The sequence below is a fragment of the Janthinobacterium sp. 75 genome (assembly GCF_004365495.1).
Lineage (GTDB): Bacteria > Pseudomonadota > Gammaproteobacteria > Burkholderiales > Burkholderiaceae_D > Janthinobacterium.
The window spans coordinates 3,516,384-3,535,287 of sequence record NZ_SORD01000001.1 but is presented as its reverse complement, the minus strand read 5'-3'; the positions used below and the strand labels follow the sequence as shown (position 1 = coordinate 3,535,287).

At 60.5% G+C, this 18,904-nt stretch carries 18 protein-coding genes; 9 read left to right on the top strand and 9 right to left on the bottom strand.

All coding sequences use genetic code 11. The annotated features are described in order from the left end of the window. Nucleotides 1–69: 69 nt before the first annotated feature. Nucleotides 70–1,677, bottom strand: a complete 1,608-nt coding sequence (locus tag C8C89_RS16120; RefSeq protein WP_133991001.1) for a hypothetical protein — start codon at nt 1,675–1,677, stop codon at nt 70–72. 422 nt (nt 1,678–2,099) lie between these two features. On the opposite strand from C8C89_RS16120, the gene C8C89_RS16115 reads away from it, so the two are divergent. The 6 genes from C8C89_RS16115 to C8C89_RS16090 all read left to right on the top strand — a co-directional run bounded on the left by C8C89_RS16115 (nt 2,100) and on the right by C8C89_RS16090 (nt 8,081). Next, nucleotides 2,100–3,809 carry a methyl-accepting chemotaxis protein gene (locus tag C8C89_RS16115; protein ID WP_133990999.1) on the top strand — a complete coding sequence of 570 codons (1,710 nt, stop codon included), beginning with the start codon at nt 2,100–2,102 and terminating at the stop codon, nt 3,807–3,809. 24 nt (nt 3,810–3,833) lie between these two features. After that, entirely contained in the window at nt 3,834–4,460 is a 627-nt protein-coding gene (gene cysC / locus C8C89_RS16110; protein ID WP_101484578.1) for an adenylyl-sulfate kinase, read from the top strand. A 33-nt stretch (nt 4,461–4,493) separates the two neighbouring features. Next, nucleotides 4,494–5,612 carry a sulfotransferase gene (locus tag C8C89_RS16105; RefSeq protein ID WP_133990997.1) on the top strand — a complete coding sequence of 373 codons (1,119 nt, stop codon included), beginning with the start codon at nt 4,494–4,496 and terminating at the stop codon, nt 5,610–5,612. A gap of 192 nt (nt 5,613–5,804) precedes the next feature. Then, a complete protein-coding gene (locus C8C89_RS16100) occupies nt 5,805–7,145 on the top strand; it encodes a diguanylate cyclase (protein ID WP_133990995.1) in 1,341 nt (446 codons plus the stop codon). A 48-nt stretch (nt 7,146–7,193) separates the two neighbouring features. Continuing rightward, the gene (locus tag C8C89_RS16095; RefSeq protein ID WP_133990993.1) at nt 7,194–7,580 is read left to right on the top strand and encodes a hypothetical protein; all 387 of its coding nucleotides are present in this window, start codon (nt 7,194–7,196) and stop codon (nt 7,578–7,580) included. A 57-nt stretch (nt 7,581–7,637) separates the two neighbouring features. After that, on the top strand, nt 7,638–8,081 hold the full coding sequence (locus tag C8C89_RS16090; RefSeq protein ID WP_133990991.1) for a DUF411 domain-containing protein: 444 nt from the start codon (nt 7,638–7,640) through the stop codon (nt 8,079–8,081). Nucleotides 8,082–8,174: 93 nt separating this feature from the next. On the opposite strand, the gene C8C89_RS16085 is transcribed toward C8C89_RS16090, so the two are convergent. Then, entirely contained in the window at nt 8,175–10,406 is a 2,232-nt protein-coding gene (locus tag C8C89_RS16085; protein ID WP_133990989.1) for an NADP-dependent isocitrate dehydrogenase, read from the bottom strand. A 309-nt stretch (nt 10,407–10,715) separates the two neighbouring features. Continuing rightward, the gene (locus tag C8C89_RS16080) at nt 10,716–10,952 is read right to left on the bottom strand and encodes a hypothetical protein (RefSeq protein WP_133990987.1); all 237 of its coding nucleotides are present in this window, start codon (nt 10,950–10,952) and stop codon (nt 10,716–10,718) included. On the opposite strand from C8C89_RS16080, the gene C8C89_RS16075 reads away from it, so the two are divergent. Further along, the gene (locus C8C89_RS16075; protein WP_133990985.1) at nt 10,951–11,283 is read left to right on the top strand and encodes a hypothetical protein; all 333 of its coding nucleotides are present in this window, start codon (nt 10,951–10,953) and stop codon (nt 11,281–11,283) included. The genes C8C89_RS16080 and C8C89_RS16075 overlap by 2 nt on opposite strands. Here the strand turns inward: C8C89_RS16075 and C8C89_RS16070 are convergent. Next, entirely contained in the window at nt 11,214–12,872 is a 1,659-nt protein-coding gene (locus C8C89_RS16070; RefSeq protein ID WP_243858037.1) for a methyl-accepting chemotaxis protein, read from the bottom strand. The two genes, C8C89_RS16075 and C8C89_RS16070, sit on opposite strands and share 70 nt — an antisense overlap. Before the next feature lie 296 nt (nt 12,873–13,168). Continuing rightward, nucleotides 13,169–13,618: a DUF3429 domain-containing protein gene (locus tag C8C89_RS16065; RefSeq protein WP_101484580.1), complete on the bottom strand. Its 450-nt coding sequence runs from the start codon at nt 13,616–13,618 to the stop codon at nt 13,169–13,171. Nucleotides 13,619–13,926: 308 nt separating this feature from the next. On the opposite strand from C8C89_RS16065, the gene C8C89_RS16060 reads away from it, so the two are divergent. Both C8C89_RS16060 and C8C89_RS16055 read left to right on the top strand, forming a co-directional pair. Further along, a complete protein-coding gene (locus C8C89_RS16060; protein ID WP_133990983.1) occupies nt 13,927–14,322 on the top strand; it encodes a DUF393 domain-containing protein in 396 nt (131 codons plus the stop codon). Between the two features lie 392 nt (nt 14,323–14,714). Beyond that, a complete protein-coding gene (locus C8C89_RS16055) occupies nt 14,715–15,410 on the top strand; it encodes an SDR family NAD(P)-dependent oxidoreductase (protein WP_208327782.1) in 696 nt (231 codons plus the stop codon). 29 nt (nt 15,411–15,439) lie between these two features. Here C8C89_RS16055 and C8C89_RS16050 read toward each other — a convergent pair whose 3' ends face one another. The 4 genes from C8C89_RS16050 to C8C89_RS16035 form a co-directional block, all read right to left on the bottom strand. After that, nucleotides 15,440–16,423, bottom strand: a complete 984-nt coding sequence (locus C8C89_RS16050; RefSeq protein WP_133990979.1) for an FAD-dependent oxidoreductase — start codon at nt 16,421–16,423, stop codon at nt 15,440–15,442. A gap of 88 nt (nt 16,424–16,511) precedes the next feature. Next, complete coding sequence (locus C8C89_RS16045) at nt 16,512–17,495, bottom strand: MerR family transcriptional regulator (RefSeq protein ID WP_133990977.1); 984 nt, start codon at nt 17,493–17,495, stop codon at nt 16,512–16,514. Nucleotides 17,496–17,727: 232 nt separating this feature from the next. Then, complete coding sequence (locus C8C89_RS16040) at nt 17,728–18,153, bottom strand: BLUF domain-containing protein (RefSeq protein ID WP_101481572.1); 426 nt, start codon at nt 18,151–18,153, stop codon at nt 17,728–17,730. Between the two features lie 22 nt (nt 18,154–18,175). Continuing rightward, nucleotides 18,176–18,883 (bottom strand): GTP cyclohydrolase I, encoded by a 708-nt coding sequence (locus tag C8C89_RS16035; RefSeq protein WP_101481573.1) that lies wholly within the window; start codon nt 18,881–18,883, stop codon nt 18,176–18,178. Nucleotides 18,884–18,904 lie beyond the last annotated feature (21 nt).

Sequence of the window (18,904 nt, the reverse complement as noted above, 5' to 3'; positions counted from 1 at the left end):
TGCGCCGCATCAAACAAAAAGCCCGTCTTCGCAGGAAGACGGGCTTTTTGCATTGGACGCGCTCAATCGCTAAGCGGCGACGGCCTTGTCCTGCTCCGGCAGCACATCGGCTTGCCACAGGCTGATGGTCCGGCCCGCATACGACTGCAGCAACACATCATCGCTCAAGGTCAGCAACGCCTGCTTGCGCTGTTCCAGGCGCGCCTCGGACGTCATGTCCTTTTCGCCCGACTTGTACGGCCCCAGCACGGGCAGCAAGTCGCGCAGCACGGAATAATTGCCCGGCGTGGTCTTGTCCGATTCCAGCTTGCCCAGGAAATACTTCATGACGTGCTCGGACTGGTTGCCCTCCTGCCGCAAGCTCGCCTTCACCATCTTGCCATCCTTGTAAGCCACTTGCGCATCGCTGTTGGCCGTATCCTCGATCTGGTGGTAGGTGTAGTTCTGCGATTCCGTATTGTCCAGCAGGCGCAGCGGCACGCCGGGGACCAGCGTTTCATGGAAGCTGGCGCTCAGCTTCGATTGCTGCTGCTGCCTGATTGAACGCGAGTCCTGACTGGCGCCGGCCTGCTCCGTCTTTTGCGACACTTCGTAATTGAAGCCATCCTTTTCCGCGCTGCGCATGGGATTGCTGAATTTCACAGTTTGCGACACGGAGGCGCTGAAATCGGCCAGTCCCGTCAAAATGGACTTGTCCTCGGCCGCCAGGCGCCACTTGCCCGTCGCGGGATTGTCCGTGGCCACTTGCGGCGCGGCGGCATTGCTGTGCAAGGCCGTGAAGCTATCCTTGAGCATGGCCACCAGGCCCGCGTCGCCATGGCCGCGCGACGCCGCCTGGTCGAACTGCTTCATATAACTGTCCAGCGCCTTGGCTTGCCGCTCCTTGCTGCCCAAGGTATTGAGTTGGCTGGCGTCAACCTTCAGGTCCAGGCTGCCGGCCTCGCCGCTGAAGCTGACCTTGCGCTGCGCGCCGTCGGCCTGGAAATCCAGGGTTTGCACGCTTTCCGGCTCGCCGCGCACCTTCACTTCCGCATGCAGCTTCACCGACTCCAGCACTTGCTGGTCGAACTGCATCAAGCCTTCGAGCTTGATTTTCGGCGTACTTTGTCCCATGCCGTCGATGGCTTCCTGAAAACCTTTCGCCAACTCGCCCAGGGCGCTGGCTTCAGCGTCGCTGAGGTCGCCGCTCGTCGTCATCTTCACGGCCAGTCCATCGCCCTGGCTGTCGAGTGCCAGCTTGACTTCCACGCCGCTTTTCGTCGTGATGCTGAGGGTAACCCGGTCTTCGCCATTACCGTGCAGGCTACCCGGCGCGATGCTGGACGCCGCATAGACATTCGGCGTGGTGCTCGGCGGCGGCTGGCGCATCGCCTGCGAGAAATTGTAGTTGCCCAGCTTGGCCTGACCCAGCATGGCCGCGCCCAGGCCGCTGAAGCGACCGCCAAACGCATACGAAGAGAAGCTTTTCGTCATCGCCTCGCTCACCTTGTCGCGCGACGCGCTTTCCCACACCATCGGCGAAGGCACGAGAGATGACGCGGCCGGCGGGCCGCCGAAGGCGACGATGGCGGAAGGGGGCGACGCCGGGGATGAGGGCGTGTCCGCCCTGCTTGCCGTAGCGGCAGGCACGCGGGACGGGCTTGGATTCCAGCTCGGGATCGGGGAGACGGAGGTCATGGTCGTTATGCCTTGCTAAACGAGTAGTGGTGTATGGGTGAGATATTCATAACTTTCAGTTTTTGATAACAATCAACCGTCAAGCTAGCCCACTTTCAGCAAGACGTGGGATACACGCCGCTTCAGGTGCCAGGCTGACACAGCTATAACGACGTGAAAGGTGAAATCATGAGCGCAATGTGGCATGAAAATTTTTCATTCTTGATACAAATCACGTTCCGCTGCCAGGCCAGCGTTCGCATCTGTTCGCCATCTAACTCATTCTTCACTGTCGTCGCAGGTATATTTCTACTGTTGCTCAAATGCTGAAAGTGACTATGTGTGACATTCCACCAGCCCGCAATCACTATGATCGCTGAGTGCTTTGCAATAAATCCGCATTAGCTTATGCGAAACAGCAAGCACGGCCTTAAGGAGGCAGCATGAGATCTCTGAACTTGACCATCGCCAAGCGGCTCGGCCTGGGCTTTGGCCTGGTCGCCCTGTTCCTGTTGCTGGTCATCGCGCTGGGGCTGACCAGCATGCGGCAAATCCAGGACCGCATGGATGAAGCGACCAAGGTCAACGACGTCGAAACCAGGCTGGCCCAGACGATGGACTTGACTGTGACCGAGCGGGCGCTGGCGCTGCGCAATCTGATTTTGTTGAAAGAGGACAAGGAAATCCAGATCGAGGTCGCGCGCATCGAGGAGCAGGAAAAGAAGTACGCCATCGCCCAGCAAAAGCTGGGGGCGATGTTTGCCAGGCTGCGGGGAACGTCGAGCGAAGAAAAGAGCCTGCTCGAACAGATCCGCACACAAAGCGAGCTGGCGGCCCCCTTCATACAACGGGCCGCCGCGCTGGCGCTGCACCAGAAGCAGGACGATGCCTACAAACTGCTGCGTTATGAATTCCGCCCCGTGCAAAAGCGCTGGTGGGAATTGCTGCGCACCTTGATCGCCGTCGAGGAAAAGCAGAATAACGAAGCGTCAATCAATGCCGAGGCTGCCTACAGCCAGGCACGCCTGGTGATGCTGAGCATCGGCTCGCTGGCCCTCGTCACCAGCCTGCTGGCCGCTGTGCTGATCACGCGCGGCGTGACGCGCCAACTCGGTTGCGAACCCGATGAAGCGGCGGCGATTGCCGGTCAGATCGCCAGCGGCAACCTGGCCGTCCCCATTCATACCCGCGCCGGCGACACGCACAGCCTGCTGTACGCCATGCAATCGATGCGCGACAGCCTGGCGCAAATCGTCCAGCAAGTTCACGCCAGCACCGAAACCATCGCCACGGCAGCGGGACAAATCGCCATGGGCAACCTGGACTTGTCTTCGCGCACGGAACAGCAGGCCAGCACGCTGGAGCAAACCGCATCGTCCATGGAAGAACTGACCAGCACTGTGCGCATTAACACCGACCATGCGCGCCAGGCCAACGGGCTGGCCGAATCGGCCTCCGATGTCGCCACCAAGGGCGGCGCCGTGGTGGCGCAGGTGGTCGACACCATGGCGGCCATCGATGTCTCGGCGCGCAAGATCGTCGACATCATCGCCGTCATCGACGGCATCGCCTTCCAGACCAACATCCTGGCACTGAACGCGGCGGTCGAGGCGGCACGCGCCGGCGAACAGGGGCGCGGCTTTGCTGTGGTCGCCACCGAAGTACGCAACCTGGCGCAGCGCTCGGCCGCCGCAGCCAAGGAAATCAAGGATTTGATCGGCGACTCGGTCGACAAGGTCCAGGCCGGCAACCGCCTGGTGGAACAGGCAGGATCGACCATGCACGAGGTGGTCGCCAGCGTCAGGCGCGTCACCGGCATCATGTCTGAAATGATGTCCGCCAGCCAGGAACAATCGGCCGGCATCGAGCAAATCAATATGGCCGTGACGCAAATGGACAATGTGACACAGCAAAATGCGGCGCTGGTCGAGGAAGCCGCCGCCGCCGCACAAGCGATGCAGGAACAGGTCAACAGCCTGAACGAGGTGGTCAGCGTCTTCCGTTTAGGCAACATCGCCGGCGGCCGCGAAGCGCCACCACGCGTGCTCAGCCGTCCGCCACCGCCGCTGGCGGCGCGACGCCTGCCCGCCACGACGAAGCCGGCCCGGCCAGTCGCCGCCAAGCCCAGCGAAATCGAATGGGAGCAGTTTTGAGCCGGCAACGGAGGAGTGGCGCACGTGGGTAAACGAGAACAGATCGCCGCTGCGGGCGGCGGGGCGCAACACATATTCCCGCATACGGGCCATATCGGCAAGGAGCAGCGGGGTCTGCTGGCCGGCCAGCGGGCCGCGACGCTGTGGCTTACCGGCCTGAGCGGCGCAGGCAAGTCGACGCTGGCGTACGCGCTGGAAAGGCGACTGCTGGCGGAGGGCCGCCTGAGCTGCGTGCTCGACGGCGACAATATGCGGCACCACCTGAATGGCGACCTGGGCTTTTCTCCCTGCGACCGCCGGGAAAATATCCGCCGCAGCGCCGTTGTGGCCAGGCTGATGAACGATGCCGGCATGATGGTCATCTGCGCCTTCATCTCGCCGCTGCTCAGCGACCGCGAGATGGCGCGCCAGATCATCGGCAGCGACGATTTTATCGAAGCCTACATCAGCACGCCATGCGCGCTGTGCGAGGAACGCGATCCCAAGGGACTGTATCGAAAAGCGCGCGCCGGACTGATCCCGGCATTTACGGGCGTGTCGGCGCCCTACGAAGCACCGCAGGCACCGGCGCTGACGCTCGATACCGGCACGCTGTCTCTGGAACAGGCGTGCGAACGGCTGTTCCAGCAGCTGTGCCCGCGCTTCATCTGATGCCGCGCGCCCATGTTTTCGAGGAATGATGAGATGAGCAGCAGCCCCCCTCCCGGCCACGGCGCGCGCCCGCGCCCTGTCATGATGATCCCCCTGCGCCGCTGCGGCAGCCATGCGCTGCGCCTGCGCCTGAACCTGTCGCCCCAGTTTTATTCACCGTATCCGCTGCACCTGGTCGATATGATGCCGCTGCTGCCCCTGTACGGCGACTTGCGCGACGACCGCGCCTACTTTCGCCTGGTCGTCGATGTGGTGGGCCTGGCGGCAGTCAGCATGGTCAAGTGGCCGGGTGGCGTCTTCGATCCGGTGGAAGTGTTCGAGACATTGCGCGGCCAGCCGCGCAGCATCCACCGCGTGGCATGGGAGCTGCTGCTGCGCGCGGGCGAACGCCGCCAGGCACAGGTGGTGATGGACAAGTCGCTCGACAGCGTGCACTACGCCGACGACATCGTGCGGCTCTATCCGGACATGCTGTTCCTGAACGTGGTGCGCGATCCGCGCGCGCAAGTGGCGTCGATGAACCGCGCCATCATCCACGACTTCGACACGCTGCTCAATGCTAGGACCTGGCTGGCCGCCCACACGGCCGCCGACCAGGTCCTGCAACGCCATCGGCAGCGCGTGCTGACGATACGCTATGAAGATTTCCTGTCGCGGCAACAAGAGACGCTGGAAGCGGTATGTGACTTTCTCGGCATCGCCTTCCTGCCGCAGATGCTGGACGTGGCCGCGTCGGCGGAAGCGCGGCACATCGCGCAGTTGTCGTCGCTGTGGTCGGCCAATTGCTATGCGCCGATCGCGGCCAACATCGACAAATTCAGGCAGCAACTGTCGGACGATGACATCAACCTCATCGAAACGCTCACCGGCCCGTACATGGACCGCTACGGCTACACACGCCTGAGCCGGGGCGACGCCAGCATCACGCCCGCGCGCATCGAAATGGCCGGCATGCACTCGGCGCAAGGACGCGAACGCGCCTGGCGCGACCTGGAACAGGATAACTTCCGCGATTACGTGCTGCGCCGCTACCGCGCCGACTATCTGGCCCAGCTGCATGCACGGCTCAGCCAGGCCAGCGACGTACCGGGCAGTAGCAGCATCGTGACGCTGGATCACCTCGACCCGGGCGCGTTTGTCGTCAGCGATTAAAAGCCTGGCCATCGCCTGCCCCAGGCTGCGCTCCTGCGTCTGAATGCGACTTTTTGACCGGATACCTCCCCCGCCGCAACAAGCATCGGTACGCCGCCGCTGCCGGGCCGGCAAGCCGTAATCAATGCCCTTTGTTTTCTAAAAACAACAATTTCAATATCGATCGGCAATGTCCACTAGAATAGTGAACATATGAAACACATGATTAGCGCGCCGGTCGCCAGTTTCACCGATTTACTGCTCGACGCCGTGTGCATGGTCGATGCGAACGGGCGCTTTGTCTTCGTCAGCGCCGCCTGCGAACGCATCTTCGGTTACACGCAGCAGGAAATGATCGGCAAGCTCATGCTCGACCTGGTCGCTCCCGCCGACCGTGCGCGCACCCTGGCCGCCGCGCAAGCCATCATGGATGGCCATGCGCAGACGCACTTTGAAAACCGCTACCTGCGCAAAGATGGCAGCCTGGCGCACATCATGTGGACTGCCCGCTGGTCCGTCGCCGACCAGCTGCGCGTGGCGGTGGCGCGCGACATCACCTTGCTGAAACAGGCACAGGCAAAGCAGGCCGCGCTGTACGCCATTTCCGAAGCCATGCAGGCGACACAGGACTTGCCCGCCTTGCTGCACCGCATCCAGCACATCATCGGCGAACACTTGCCGACGCGCAGCCTGACCTTGCTGCTGCATGACGAACACGGCGCACAGCCTCCCATAAGCTGCCATGCCGACGACAGCGCGCCCCAGCCAACGTCGTCCCTGGCCAGCCTGCTGTGCGACGAAGTCCTGCGTAGCGGCCGCCCCCTGCTGCTGCAGGCGGGACAACTGGCCGGTCTGCCGGCAGCGCTGCAAACGGCGGCCTGCTCCCTGTCCTCTTGCTGGCTAGCCGTGCCGCTGTATTCCTCCATGGGCAGCATCGGCGCCCTGGCCTTGCAAGGATGCCAGGACGCCGTCATCGGCACGGAACAGGACCAGGATTTGCTGCAATTTGTCGCCAAGCAACTTGCCACCGCCATCGAGCGCCGGCAGTTGCAGACGCAAATGCAGTTCATGGCCATGCACGATGAGCTGACCCGCCTGCCGAACCGCCGCCTGTTTCTCGACCGCCTGCACACGGCGTTCGCGCGCGCGCACCGGCAGGAAGGCCGGCTGTCGCTGCTGTTCCTGGACCTCGACCACTTCAAGCGGGTCAACGACGAGCACGGCCATGCTTGTGGCGACCTGCTGCTGCAGACGGTGGCGAGCCGCCTGCGCGATTGCATGCGCGAAACCGACACCCTGGCCAGGATGGGTGGCGATGAATTCGTCGTGCTTCTGGAAAGCAATGCCACGCCGGTGGACGTCGGCCTGATCGAGCAGAAAATCCACGCGGCCCTGGCCACGCCGCTGCTCCTGGGCAACGGACAGCAATTGCGGATCGCCGTCAGCATCGGCGTGGCCCACTATCCGGAAGATGGCGATACCATGCAGCTGCTGCTGCGCCATGCGGACCGGGCCATGTACGCCTCGAAGGTACTCACCGCCGCCTCGCGCTAGCGGTCGCCTGCTCTTGGCGGCAGTGCCCCTATGCTATACTTTTCGGCAATGCTAAGACTCTTCAAAACATGGCTGATCCTGCTGTTGATCACGGCGGTGCCGCTGCAAGCGGCCGCTGCGGCCGCCACGCGGACGTGCGCGCCGCTCGCTGCCCTGCCTGCCGCCATGATGGCAGCGGATTGCCAGCAGCATCATGCCCAGCCATACGCCGTCCCGGACGGCGCTGGCACGCCAGAAGAAAGTACAAGCCCTGCCAAGCACCCCGCGTGCGGCGCCTGTTCGAGCTTTTGCCTGGGCGCACTGATGCCGCCCTGCCTCGCCCTTCCTGCCGCGGCCTGCACCGGCGCGCAACAAGTCGCCATCGCAACGGCCACCTTGCTGACGGGATTCATTCCCGACGGCCCGCGCCGGCCCCCGCGGCCGCTTTCTGCTTAACTACCAAGCAGGCCACCCGTGTGGCCACGATAGACCCTCTCCGTCTGAAAGCAACACATGATCCAACTTTTCCTATTGCGCGGCGCCTTCGCCGCCCTGCTGGGCCTGCCCACCTTCGCCATGGCAGCCCTGCCCGTCATTGAAGTCTACAAGAGCGCTTCCTGCGGCTGCTGTTCCGAATGGATCAAGCACCTGGAAACGAACGGCTTTACCGTGCGCGCCAAGAATGTCGAGATACCGGCGCAATACCGCAAGCTGGCCGGCATTCCCGACCAGTTCGGTTCCTGCCATACGGGCCTCGTCAACGGCTACGCCATCGAAGGCCATGTACCGGCCAGCGAGATCAAGCAGTTGCTGCGTGACAAACCCAAGGCCAGGGGCCTGGCCGTACCGGCAATGCCCGTGGGCTCGCCAGGCATGGAAGGGCCGCGCAAGGATGCGTATGACGTCTTGCTGGTCAAAAACGATGGCAGCACCAAGGTCTACAAGCACTACCGGTAAGACTGCGGGACAATGAAAAACGCCGCCGGGATTACTCCCGGCGGCGTTTTTTATCTTGCAGCAGTAAACAACTTACTGCCTGTCAGGACCGTATCAGATGCTGTCGAGCGCGGCATTCAGGCTGGCGCTTGGACGCATGACCGCTTCCGTCTTCGCCGGATCCGGCAGGTAGTAACCGCCGATATCCGTTTCCTTGCCTTGTACTGCTTTCAGCTCGGCGACGATCTTCTCTTCATTCTCGGCCAGGGCTTTCGCCAGTGGCGCGAAATGCGCTGCCAGTTCCGCGTCGTCCTTCTGCGCTACCAGCGCTTGCGCCCAGTACATGGCCAGGTAGAAATGGCTGCCGCGGTTGTCGAGCTCGCCGGTACGTGGCGACGGCGACTTGCTGTTGTCCAGCAGCTTGCCGGTGGCTTCATCCAGGGTTTTGGCGAGGATTTTGGCCTTCGCATTGCCCGTCTTGATGCCCATGTCTTCCAGCGACACGGCCAGGGCCAGGAATTCACCCAGCGAATCCCAGCGCAAATGGTTTTCTTCCACCAGTTGCTTGACGTGTTTGGGGGCGGAACCGCCCGCACCCGTTTCGTACATGCCGCCACCGGCCATCAACGGCACGATCGACAGCATCTTGGCGGACGTGCCCAGTTCCAAGATCGGGAACAGGTCGGTCAGGTAGTCGCGCAGGATGTTGCCGGTCACCGAGATAGTGTCCAGGCCGCGGAATGCGCGTTCCAGGGTGTAGCGCATGGCGCGCGTCTGCGACATGATCTGGATGTCCAGGCCCTTGGTGTCGTGTTCCTTCAGGTAAACCTGTACCTTCTTGATGACTTCATTCTCGTGCGGACGGTAGGAATCGAGCCAGAACACGGCAGGCATGCCCGAGTTGCGCGCACGGGTGACGGCCAGCTTGACCCAGTCGCGGATCGGCGCATCCTTGACCTGGCACATGCGCCAGATATCGCCCTCTTCCACCGTTTGCGTCAGCAGCACTTCGCCCGTTTCCAGGTCGGTGATGTTGGCAGTACCGCCTTCAGGCACTTCAAAGGTCTTGTCGTGCGAACCGTATTCTTCCGCTTGCTGCGCCATCAGGCCCACGTTCGGCACGGTGCCCATGGTCTTCGGATCGAAGTTGCCGTGCCATTTGCAGAAACCAATCATTTCTTGGTAGATACGCGCGAAAGTCGATTCCGGCATGACTGCCTTGACGTCTTTCGGACGGCCATCGGCACCCCACATCTTGCCGCCGATACGGATCATGGCAGGCATGGACGCGTCGACAATGATGTCGTTCGGCGAATGGAAGTTGGTGATGCCCTTGGCCGAATCGACCATGGCCAGTTCCGGACGATTCGCATGGCAGGCGTGCAAATCTTTCAACACTTCATCTTTTTGCGACGCTGGCAGGGTTTCGATCTTGTCGTACAGGTTGCTCATGCCATTGTTGACATTCACGCCCAGCTTGTCGAACAGTTCAGCGTGCTTGGCGAACGCATCCTTGTAGAAAATACGTACGCAGTGGCCGAAGACGATCGGGTGCGAGACCTTCATCATGGTAGCCTTGACGTGCAGCGAGAACATCACGCCCGTCTTGAAGGCGTCGTCGATTTCCTTCTCGTAGAATTCCAGCAGCGCTTTCTTGCTCATGAACATGCTGTCGATGATTTCGCCCGCTTGCAGGGAAACCTTCGGTTTCAGCACGATGGTCTTGCCAGAGGCGGTGACCAGTTCCATCTTGACATCGCGTGCCTTTTCCAGGGTCAGCGATTTTTCACCATGGTAGAAATCACCATGATGCATGTGCGAGACGTGGGTTTGCGACGCCTGGCTCCACTCGCCCATCGAATGCGGGTGCTTGCGTGCATACTCTTTGACAGCCTTCGGCGCGCGGCGGTCGGAATTGCCTTCACGCAAGACCGGGTTGACCGAGCTGCCGATGCACTTGCCGTAACGGGCCTTCAAGGCTTTTTCTTCTTCCGTCTTCGCGTCTTCCGGATAGTCCGGCAGCTTGTAGCCACGGCCTTGCAATTCGCGCACGCAAGCGATCAATTGACCTTGCGAGGCACTGATGTTCGGCAGTTTGATGATGTTGGTGTCCGGATTCTGGGTCAATTTGCCCAGTTCGGCCAGTGTATTCGGGACTTTTTGCGCGTCCGTCAGGAATTCGGGAAATTCGGCCAGTACACGCGAGGCCACCGAAATATCTGTGGCGACCACGTCCACGCCAGCCGGCGCGGTGAATTTTTTGATAATTGGCAGCAGGGAATACGTCGCGAGCAGCGGCGCCTCGTCAGTCAGCGTGTAGATGATTTTGGATTTTTGTGTTGCCATGTTCATTCCCTTGTATGCGGTGAGGCCTGGTGGTTAACTTTCTTCATTCCAAACACAGGACGGTTAGCCTTGCTTTGGACGGCTAGTGTGCCGGCGGTGACGCCGTGCTTGCCCACCACGTATTTTAGACTGTCCTGCCGCTGTTTGTGTATCAGATGCCGAGGAATCTTATATAAGACAGCAAATATGCCCGGTAGACAGGTGCAGTTGACGGTTTTCCGCAGTGAAATAGGTGCATTCGGTCCGGCAAGCCATGTATAAGACAAAGGAAACAAATATTTTTTTAAAAATAAATTCACTTAAACGCTGTCACGAGCGCTCGTTCTTTACGATGCCACGCACGTTCGTCAGCGCCAGGCAGGCATTCAGGATGATCAGCGCCCAGGCCCCGTCTTGCCAGCCCCAGCAGACCCACAGACCATTGCTGAACAAGAATACCCAGAAGCCCGCAAAGCGCCGCGCGGCCGCGCGCGACCCCACCAGCCAGGCCGCCAGCAGCGAGGCTGCCATGGCGGGCCACTGCAGCAATTCGATGATATCGGGCATGGCGGCTCCCGTGCGTGAAAGATTAGACAATATTGGCGTTTTTGCCGGCTTCCTGGCGCGCGCCTGCCACTTCCCCCTCACTTCCGCGCAATATCGACTTGCCACGGGCAGCCAAGATCAACCTGATCGCCTGATCCAGCGGCGTGTTTACGCATGGCCAGCCGTTCGTCAACAGGGGTGCATCAGCATTTACGGCAAGTTTTCAATCAACCTGGCCGTGAACGTCAAGTCGCATCCCTATTTTTCGCCCGCCGCGAGCGGTCAAGCGGCCAAGCGGCTCACTGCCGGCTTGAAGGTGGCCCGCGAGAGAGGCGCCTTGATGGCGACATGACTGGTATTGCGGCTACCTTCGGGATCGGCGGTGAGCTGGAAAACGCCGACCACTTCGGCTAGCATCTGCGCTTCTTTCTGCAGCGATGCGGCTGCGCTGCTGGCTTGTTCGACCATGGCGGCGTTCTGCTGGGTCGCTTCGTCCATCTCGCCTACGGCTTGGTTGACCGACTCGATGCCGGTGCTTTGCTCCTGGCTGGCCAGGCTGATCTCTGCCATGATGTCGGTGACGCGTTTTACGCTACGCACAATCTCTTCCATCGTAGTGCCGGCATCGTCAACCAGGCGCGCGCCGATATCAACCCGCTGCACGGAACTGCCGATCAGGGCCTTGATTTCGCTGGCGGCCGAAGCCGAACGCTGAGCCAGGTTACGCACCTCGGTTGCCACGACAGCAAAGCCGCGGCCCTGCTCGCCGGCGCGAGCCGCTTCCACGGCGGCATTCAGCGCCAGGATATTGGTCTGAAATGCAATCGAATCGATCACGCCGATGATGTCGACAATTTTCTTTGACGATTGGTTGATTGCAGCCATAGTCTCAACCACTTGCGCTACCACGGCACCCCCACGTACGGCAACTTCGGATGCGGACTCTGCCAGTACATTGGCCTGCCGCGCATTGTCGGCATTCTGACGCACGGTGCTAGTTAAGTCCTCCAGAGACGATGCGGTCTCTTCCAGCGTTCCTGCCTGGCGTTCGGTGCGCGATGAGAGATCAAAGTTTCCGGCTGCGATCTCGGTCGAAGCGTTGAAAATTGTTTCGGTGCCGGTCCGCACCTGCGCAACGATATCGACCAGGTTGTCGCGCATTTTTTTCATGGCGAACAGCAGGCTACTGTGGTCGTCTTTCGCTGTGTGAATCGCGACAGACAGGTCGCCAGCAGCGATGCGGGTGACGATACTGACAGCATAATCCGGTTGCCCGCCGAGCTGCTTCAGCAACCCGCGACCGATATACCACGCACTGCTTACGCCGGCGGCAATGGCTACAGAACACAGCACTAGCATCCAGGTGAAGAAGCTGCCGCTCAGCGCGCGGGCACCGGCGGTAGCGTCCTGGCTCATCTTTTCCTCCAGGTCGATCAGTTTATTCACCGACGCCAACCAGTCCACGAAGGCCGGGCCGACCTGTTGCGCCAGCAGGCTGGAAGCTTGCGCAACTTGCTCGGCACTCCGCAACTCAATCACCTTGGCGATCAACGGTTGCACGCGGCGCTCGGTGTCCTTGATATTGCTCAAGGCTGCTTTTTCATCGGCAGTCACGGCACCGGCAAATAAGGCATCGAGGGGGGCCGCCGATTGCTGGTATTTTTCATCAAGCGCCTTGATTTTGTTCACCTGCGCCTGGACGGCGGCGGCGTCAGTGGCCAACACCACGTCGCGCACGGCAATCGCACGGTCATGGACGCTGCCGCGGAAGTTGATCGCGTGGCGCTGTTTGACGTTATTGACATCGTTGACGCGGCTGAGCGTCTGATCGATACTGCCGACTCGATTCATGGCTAGGCCGGTGAGCAAGATTGTCAGCGCGAAAGTGATGCCGAAACCTATAGCCAGACGGGTGCCAACGGTTTGAGTGGAACTGTTCATACAAGTCTTTATGTAGGTTGCCGGACAGAGCGATAAGGAAGCCATTGTCCGATAAATGATGATTCTTTGCGGCAACGTCTTTGGCGAGCAGATAGCGGTTGCAAATTTAAAATTAGCAATCTTTAATTTCTTGCAATGGGCACGCAGCGCGGAAAGGCAGGATTTTTCTAAAAGGCGTGAATTTATTCAGGACGGAAACTACCCATCTGTTTCCCAGCCGTTGCTTGTGTAGCGTTTCTTGTTGTCGAGGATGAAAGTTGGGCCATCATCGGTCTGATGGGTCATCGCGCCTGGCCTCATGCATGGCTGGCGAAGCTGGTGGCAAGCAGGCTTGCAGCAGCGACGACAGACAACTGTAGCCTCAGCGGTAAATACCACCCGGGCAGCCCGGCGTGCCTGAATAGCCGCCAGTCCTGCAAGTAATGGACGCCAAAGCCGGTCGCCAGCAAGGCACTGCCGGCAAGCGGGTCAAGCGCCAAGGCCAACCAGGCCAGCAAGGCGGGAATCACACTCCAGGCAAAGCAGACGTTGCGCTTACGATCACTGACGAATGGCACGCTCATGGCAAAACCCCAATGCAGCGCGCCTACAAAACTGAGGATCACAGCGCCGTATTGAAGTGATAATTGCTGCCAGACACTGCTACGCTGCGCATCGAGCCAGCTCGCCGCCAATAAGGCAAGGAACGGTATCAGGCCAGCGTAAGCGAGGCCGGCAACGATGCGCGGCGTGCTGCCCCGGCTCATTTGAACCACCCCATGCAGCTTGTGGCGCCACCGCTGGCGCACAACTGACAGGCAACACAGCGTCTCTTTTCCTGCGCCAGACTGGTAACGGCATCGGGCGGGGCGGCCCCCTCCAGCTCGCCGGCCACCGCCGCATTCAATGCTAGCTTGTTCATGCAACCCTCTTTGTTTATCAATGTCATGCGGCGTTTATCGCTGCACTAGCAAGTATGGCGAGATTGTAGCTATAATGAACCGCATAATCCAATATAAACTGGTTCAATGTAGGTTCATCGCAACAAGTCATAACAATTTGAAGAGGCCATATCATGCCCAATCCTGACGAAAACAGTGTCACGACAACCGTTTTTTTTGATGGCTCCTGCCCTTTATGCCGATGGGAAATCAGCCTCTATCAAGGTGCTGTGCCGACGAGTCCCATCCAATGGATCGATGTCAGCGATACCAAGCAAACGGCAATCGAGGGTTGCAGTTGCAGGGAGTTGATGGCGCGATTTCATGTGCAAACGAAGGAAGGCGCCATGCTGAGCGGCGCGGCGGCGTTCGTTGCCCTCTGGCTGCTATACCCGTCGTGGCGCTGGTTAGGAAAATTGGGTTCCTTACCCGGCATGCAAGCGCTGCTGGAGTTGCTTTATCGTGGCTTCTTGCGCCTGCGCCCCGGCATCCAGTGGCTGGCCAGACAATTCGCCACTGCCAAACGGTAGTAGTGCAAGTATTGTCGGGCACGGCGTAGCTTCAACAACTGCCGATACAATGAACCGAATATGAACCGCCTTTGACACAAGAAACAGCAAAACACGCTGGACACGCACAACGCCGGCCGATAAGGTCAAGCTGGGAATCGCGAATTGCAGGTTCGTCCGACCAGATCCAGTTGCCATGGCCAAGTCGGTATGAGCGCCAGCGTGCCTTGCAACGGCAGCAACAACAAGGAAACTGAGGATGAGAAAATTATCCTGTCCACAGGCTCCGGCGCACAGTTTGTGCAGGGCCAGTACAGGCAGCGGAGTCGGCATAGCGAAGTCAGGCAACGCTCACAGGCACTTGAGGAAACAGATAGCTACACCCCCACCTTTGAATGGAGCAGCATGCCATGATGTCCAGCCTTCCTGATCAGTTTAACGCGCTAGTGCTTGGAGCGTCGGGCGCGATCGGCGCCGCATTCGTCGACCTGTTGAGCGCCATGCCACGCTGCGCATCTGTGTGCGGCCTGCATCGCCACTCGACACCACGACTCGACTTTACCGACGAAAACAGCATTGCCGAGGCCGCAAGGGAACTTGCCACCAAGCCCCGCTATCACCTGATCATCAACGCCGCAGGCATGCTGCACGACGGCAATCTCATGCCGGAGAAACGCCTGGCCGACCTGAATTATCAGCAGATGCAGGCAATTTTCCAGACCAACACCATGGGGCCGGCACTAGTCATGCGCCATTTCTTGCCCCTGCTCGATGGTGAATGCGCCATCATGGCCATGTTATCGGCGAAAGTGGGCAGCATAGGTGACAATCAGCTAGGCGGCTGGTACAGCTACCGCGCTTCGAAGGCCGCACTCAACATGCTGGTCAAGACGGCAGCCATTGAATTGGCGCGCAACCAGAAGCACAGCGTGCTGGTCGCGCTGCATCCGGGCACCGTCAACTCCCGGTTGTCGCGGCCATTTCGCGGTGAGCTTATCGGACGTCCGGCACATGACGCCGCCAGCGACATGCTCACCGTGCTAAACACCCTGAGACCGTCTGACAGCGGCACATTCCTGGCATACGACGGCACGCGCCTCCCCTGGTAGTACGCACTGCGCCGGCACGCGCGCCACGCTTAAGCGGAGCCGGCAATGATGCGTTGTGCCAGTGCATGACCGCTAAGCCAGGCAGCCTCCACTGTGCCACCGTTCAGCCAATCGCCGCAGATACCCAGACCCTGCCCTGCCTCCCAAATGCAGACATCGTTGCGCGCCTGGGGCGTACTGGCATAGCGCCAACGGTGTACGCTCCAGCGTTGCGGTACCTGCCCGCCCAAACTGATAAAGGCTGCGAGCAGCTGCGCGGCAATGCTATCGGCATCGAGCTCAATGTGCGTCTCGCTCCATTCGGCACTGGCATGCAACAGCCAGCTTTCGCGACCGCTACGGCCAGGCTTGGCGCTGTCGCGTGCCACCCAGCGCAGCGGACCGGAGTTGAGGAAAGCCGCATTGAAGTCCAATGCCAACGGCTGCGCAAACTCCAGCATCATTGCCCAGCAGCCCGCCATGCTTGTCCCGGCCGCCAGCGCGGCCTGCAATGGCGCCACCTGATTCAGCAGTGGTACCGCCTGCGGCGCCGGCACGGCAAGCACTACCATGTCATAGCGCTGCGCAAGAGGCCCCTCGTCCTGCACATGCAAGCGCCAGGCGCTGTCTTCACGTTGCAAGGCACTGATCGCAGTCTCTGTGTGCAATGCCAGATCTGCGGCCAGCCACGCGGCGATAGATGACATGCGCGGAACGCCGACGAAGCGCTCGACGGGTGCACCGCCGCTGCATCCGTCTGCATCGGGGCTGCGCAGCTGCAGCTGCCAATGCCCAGCCACGCCGGCCTGCTCCCAGCGGGTCACCTCGGCCCGGAATTCAGGGTTGCGCGCAGTAAAGTACTGTGCGCCATGGTCGCATTGCCAGTCGGCGCCGCGCCGTGTGCTCATGCGCCCTCCCGCGCCGCGGCTTTTGTCAAACAGACTCACCTGGAAGCCTGCCTGCTTCAGGGCCGTGGCACAGGCCAGACCGGCGATGCCGGCGCCAATGATGGCGATGCGAGAAGAGCTCGTCATGAGATTTTCAGCCTCTTGCGCAGTGCGCAGTGGGCTTTTGTGATGGTGTAATACGGCATAGTGCTCCTGATAAGTGATGACTTTGCGCTTACAGTCCCGCCGGCAAGGGCAGAGCCTCCGCCCGAGCAAGCCGCAACAGCGCTTCTTCCAGGACCATGCGGGCGGTTGCGGCGGCGTGCCCCAACTGCTCATGCAGCAGCGCGTCGGCCACATTGCGCGACGAACATTGTTCGCTGTAACGCTCGAAACTGTTGATCATTAACAAGATCTCCGTCAGATGGCGCGGGCATTCACAGTGGACAGTACTGCTGGCCGCCGCCAGCTCCACCAAAGCCCGGTCGTCGAAGCGGCGCGGGACAGGCGCAGTCGGGCGCTGCCGCGCAAGCTGAGCTTGCGCCAGGGGCGACGCAGCCAGCGCCGCCTGGCACAGCAACACTATTTCTGCCACATCGCTGGGTACGCGCGCAACCAGGCACCCCTGAGCACGCAACTGGCGTATGGTAGCGCTGGCGCCGAAACGGTACAACACCACCACCGCCATTCCCAGTGTTTGACGCAGCGCGCAAATCGCCGGCACCACGTGCTCATCGAGTTCCGATATTTCCATCAACAGCAGTTGCGCACCGGTGCCAGCCCATGCTGCGGCCGCATCGTCCAGATTCTGAAAGTTGGCGACGATATCGAGCGCCAGCAACTCTCGCCCGCCGACAGCCAGGCGTCGCGCCAGAGCCGCACCCATCAGCGCAAGACGCAAAGGCTGCAAAGGCTGCAAAGGCGCGCCAGGCTCCGGTACCAACGCAAACTGGCCCAGCTGCTCCAACTGCAGCTTCGCCAGCGCGCCAATTGGATGACCCTGGTCGACCAGTTGCTTCATAAGCCGCAGCCGACGAACCTGATCCTCGGAATACAAGCGCTGGCCATGCGCGCTACGGCCGGTGTCGGAGATGCCGTAGCGACGCTCCCACACCCGCAACGTTTCAACCGGCAAGCCAGCAAGTCTGGCGGCGACCCCGCTGCGATATTGAACAGCCTGGCTGTTGTCGACCTGAGGAGGGAGTAAAGATTGCACCATAGCTAGAACCGATAATGAACCTATAATTTCTGATTATATCGCGTAATCGGCAGACAAAAGACGAAAAATACCGAAGACACCGGTGCAAATCCAGTTCATCGCCACAGCAACTCCTGGTGAGACGGGGACAGACCCCTCTTTTTTGAGTTAAACGCAACAAAATTGAACATGAACCCGCCGCAAACGGCTGATTCCTCGACAGATTCCGTGCAGATGAGATGGCGCGTCGCCCTTATGCCCGGCCAAGGACCGCAGCGCCAGCCATCAGCTCGTCGACCAGCGAGAGCGAACTGTCTCCGCCAAGTGCGAACGGATCGAACTCGGGAAGCATCGAGTAGCGCAGCAGCGTGCCCGGGTTGAGCTTGTCGAGGTTGGTCTGCCCCATCGTCCAGCCAGCGTAGCGACGCTCGCTCATTTCTTCATAGTGCAGCAGTGTTACTCCCGTGTGTCGTGCATCGGCGAGAATGCGGGCATACAGGATATTGACCTGTTCGCGTCCGCCTTCGATCAGCTGCAGGTAAAACCGTTCGCTGTGGCATAGGACGCCGGTGATGCCGCTGGGTGGATTGTGGCGGCGGGACTGCTGGAGTATGGCGCCGATGGTAGCGACATCGATAGTGCCCGTGGTGCGGCTGGCATACAGTAAACGGACGAGCATAGGAACTCCTTTGGATGGTGTATCAGCGTTTGATCAGTGAGAGGAACTCCCGCCGCAGCGCGGGGTCCTTGAGGAATGAACCGTGCATGACGCTGTTGATCATACGCGCGTCATTGTCTTTAACGCCACGCCACTGCATGCAGAAGTGATCGGCCTCCATGATCACGGCCAAACCGTCCGGCTTGACCTTTTCCTGCAGCAGTTCTGCCAGCTGGACCACGGCTTCTTCCTGGATCTGCGGGCGGCTCATGATCCATCCCGCCAGCCGCGCATACTTGGACAGGCCAATCAGGTTGGAGTGCTGGTTGGGCATCACACCTATCCACACCTTGCCCATGACGGGGCACAAGTGGTGCGAACAGGCGCTGCGTACGGTGATGGGACCGATGATCATCAGCTCGTTCAGGTTGGCGGCGTTGGGAAATTCTGTCACGGGCGGCGGGGCGATGTAACGCCCGCCGAACACTTCCAGCAAATACATCTTGGCCACGCGGCGCGCCGTATCCTGCGAGTTATGGTCGTTGGCGGTGTCGATCACCAGACTCTCCAGCACGCCCTGCATGCGCAGGCTGACCTCGTCCAGCAGTTCATCCATTTCGCCGCTTTCGATGTAGTCGGCGATATTGTCGTTGGCGTGGAAACGGACACCGCTCGCCATCAAGCGGGCGCGTATGCGTGCGGAGGCAGGCGTGCCGGCGACACGGTAGTTAAGCTGCTTTTCATTCGTCATGGGAATTCCTTGTTGTTGGTA

Coding starts and splice junctions, on each gene's coding strand:
- C8C89_RS16120 (WP_133991001.1), bottom strand. CDS start 1,677: ATGACCTCCGTCTCCCCGATCCCGAGCTGGAATCCAAGCCCGTCCCGC.
- C8C89_RS16115 (WP_133990999.1), top strand. CDS start 2,100: ATGAGATCTCTGAACTTGACCATCGCCAAGCGGCTCGGCCTGGGCTTT.
- C8C89_RS16105 (WP_133990997.1), top strand. CDS start 4,494: ATGAGCAGCAGCCCCCCTCCCGGCCACGGCGCGCGCCCGCGCCCTGTC.
- C8C89_RS16100 (WP_133990995.1), top strand. CDS start 5,805: ATGAAACACATGATTAGCGCGCCGGTCGCCAGTTTCACCGATTTACTG.
- C8C89_RS16095 (WP_133990993.1), top strand. CDS start 7,194: ATGCTAAGACTCTTCAAAACATGGCTGATCCTGCTGTTGATCACGGCG.
- C8C89_RS16090 (WP_133990991.1), top strand. CDS start 7,638: ATGATCCAACTTTTCCTATTGCGCGGCGCCTTCGCCGCCCTGCTGGGC.
- C8C89_RS16085 (WP_133990989.1), bottom strand. CDS start 10,406: ATGGCAACACAAAAATCCAAAATCATCTACACGCTGACTGACGAGGCG.
- C8C89_RS16075 (WP_133990985.1), top strand. CDS start 10,951: ATGGCGGCTCCCGTGCGTGAAAGATTAGACAATATTGGCGTTTTTGCC.
- C8C89_RS16080 (WP_133990987.1), bottom strand. CDS start 10,952: ATGCCCGATATCATCGAATTGCTGCAGTGGCCCGCCATGGCAGCCTCG.
- C8C89_RS16070 (WP_243858037.1), bottom strand. CDS start 12,872: ATGAACAGTTCCACTCAAACCGTTGGCACCCGTCTGGCTATAGGTTTC.
- C8C89_RS16065 (WP_101484580.1), bottom strand. CDS start 13,618: ATGAGCCGGGGCAGCACGCCGCGCATCGTTGCCGGCCTCGCTTACGCT.
- C8C89_RS16060 (WP_133990983.1), top strand. CDS start 13,927: ATGCCCAATCCTGACGAAAACAGTGTCACGACAACCGTTTTTTTTGAT.
- C8C89_RS16055 (WP_208327782.1), top strand. CDS start 14,715: ATGTCCAGCCTTCCTGATCAGTTTAACGCGCTAGTGCTTGGAGCGTCG.
- C8C89_RS16050 (WP_133990979.1), bottom strand. CDS start 16,423: ATGACGAGCTCTTCTCGCATCGCCATCATTGGCGCCGGCATCGCCGGT.
- C8C89_RS16045 (WP_133990977.1), bottom strand. CDS start 17,495: ATGGTGCAATCTTTACTCCCTCCTCAGGTCGACAACAGCCAGGCTGTT.
- C8C89_RS16040 (WP_101481572.1), bottom strand. CDS start 18,153: ATGCTCGTCCGTTTACTGTATGCCAGCCGCACCACGGGCACTATCGAT.
- C8C89_RS16035 (WP_101481573.1), bottom strand. CDS start 18,883: ATGACGAATGAAAAGCAGCTTAACTACCGTGTCGCCGGCACGCCTGCC.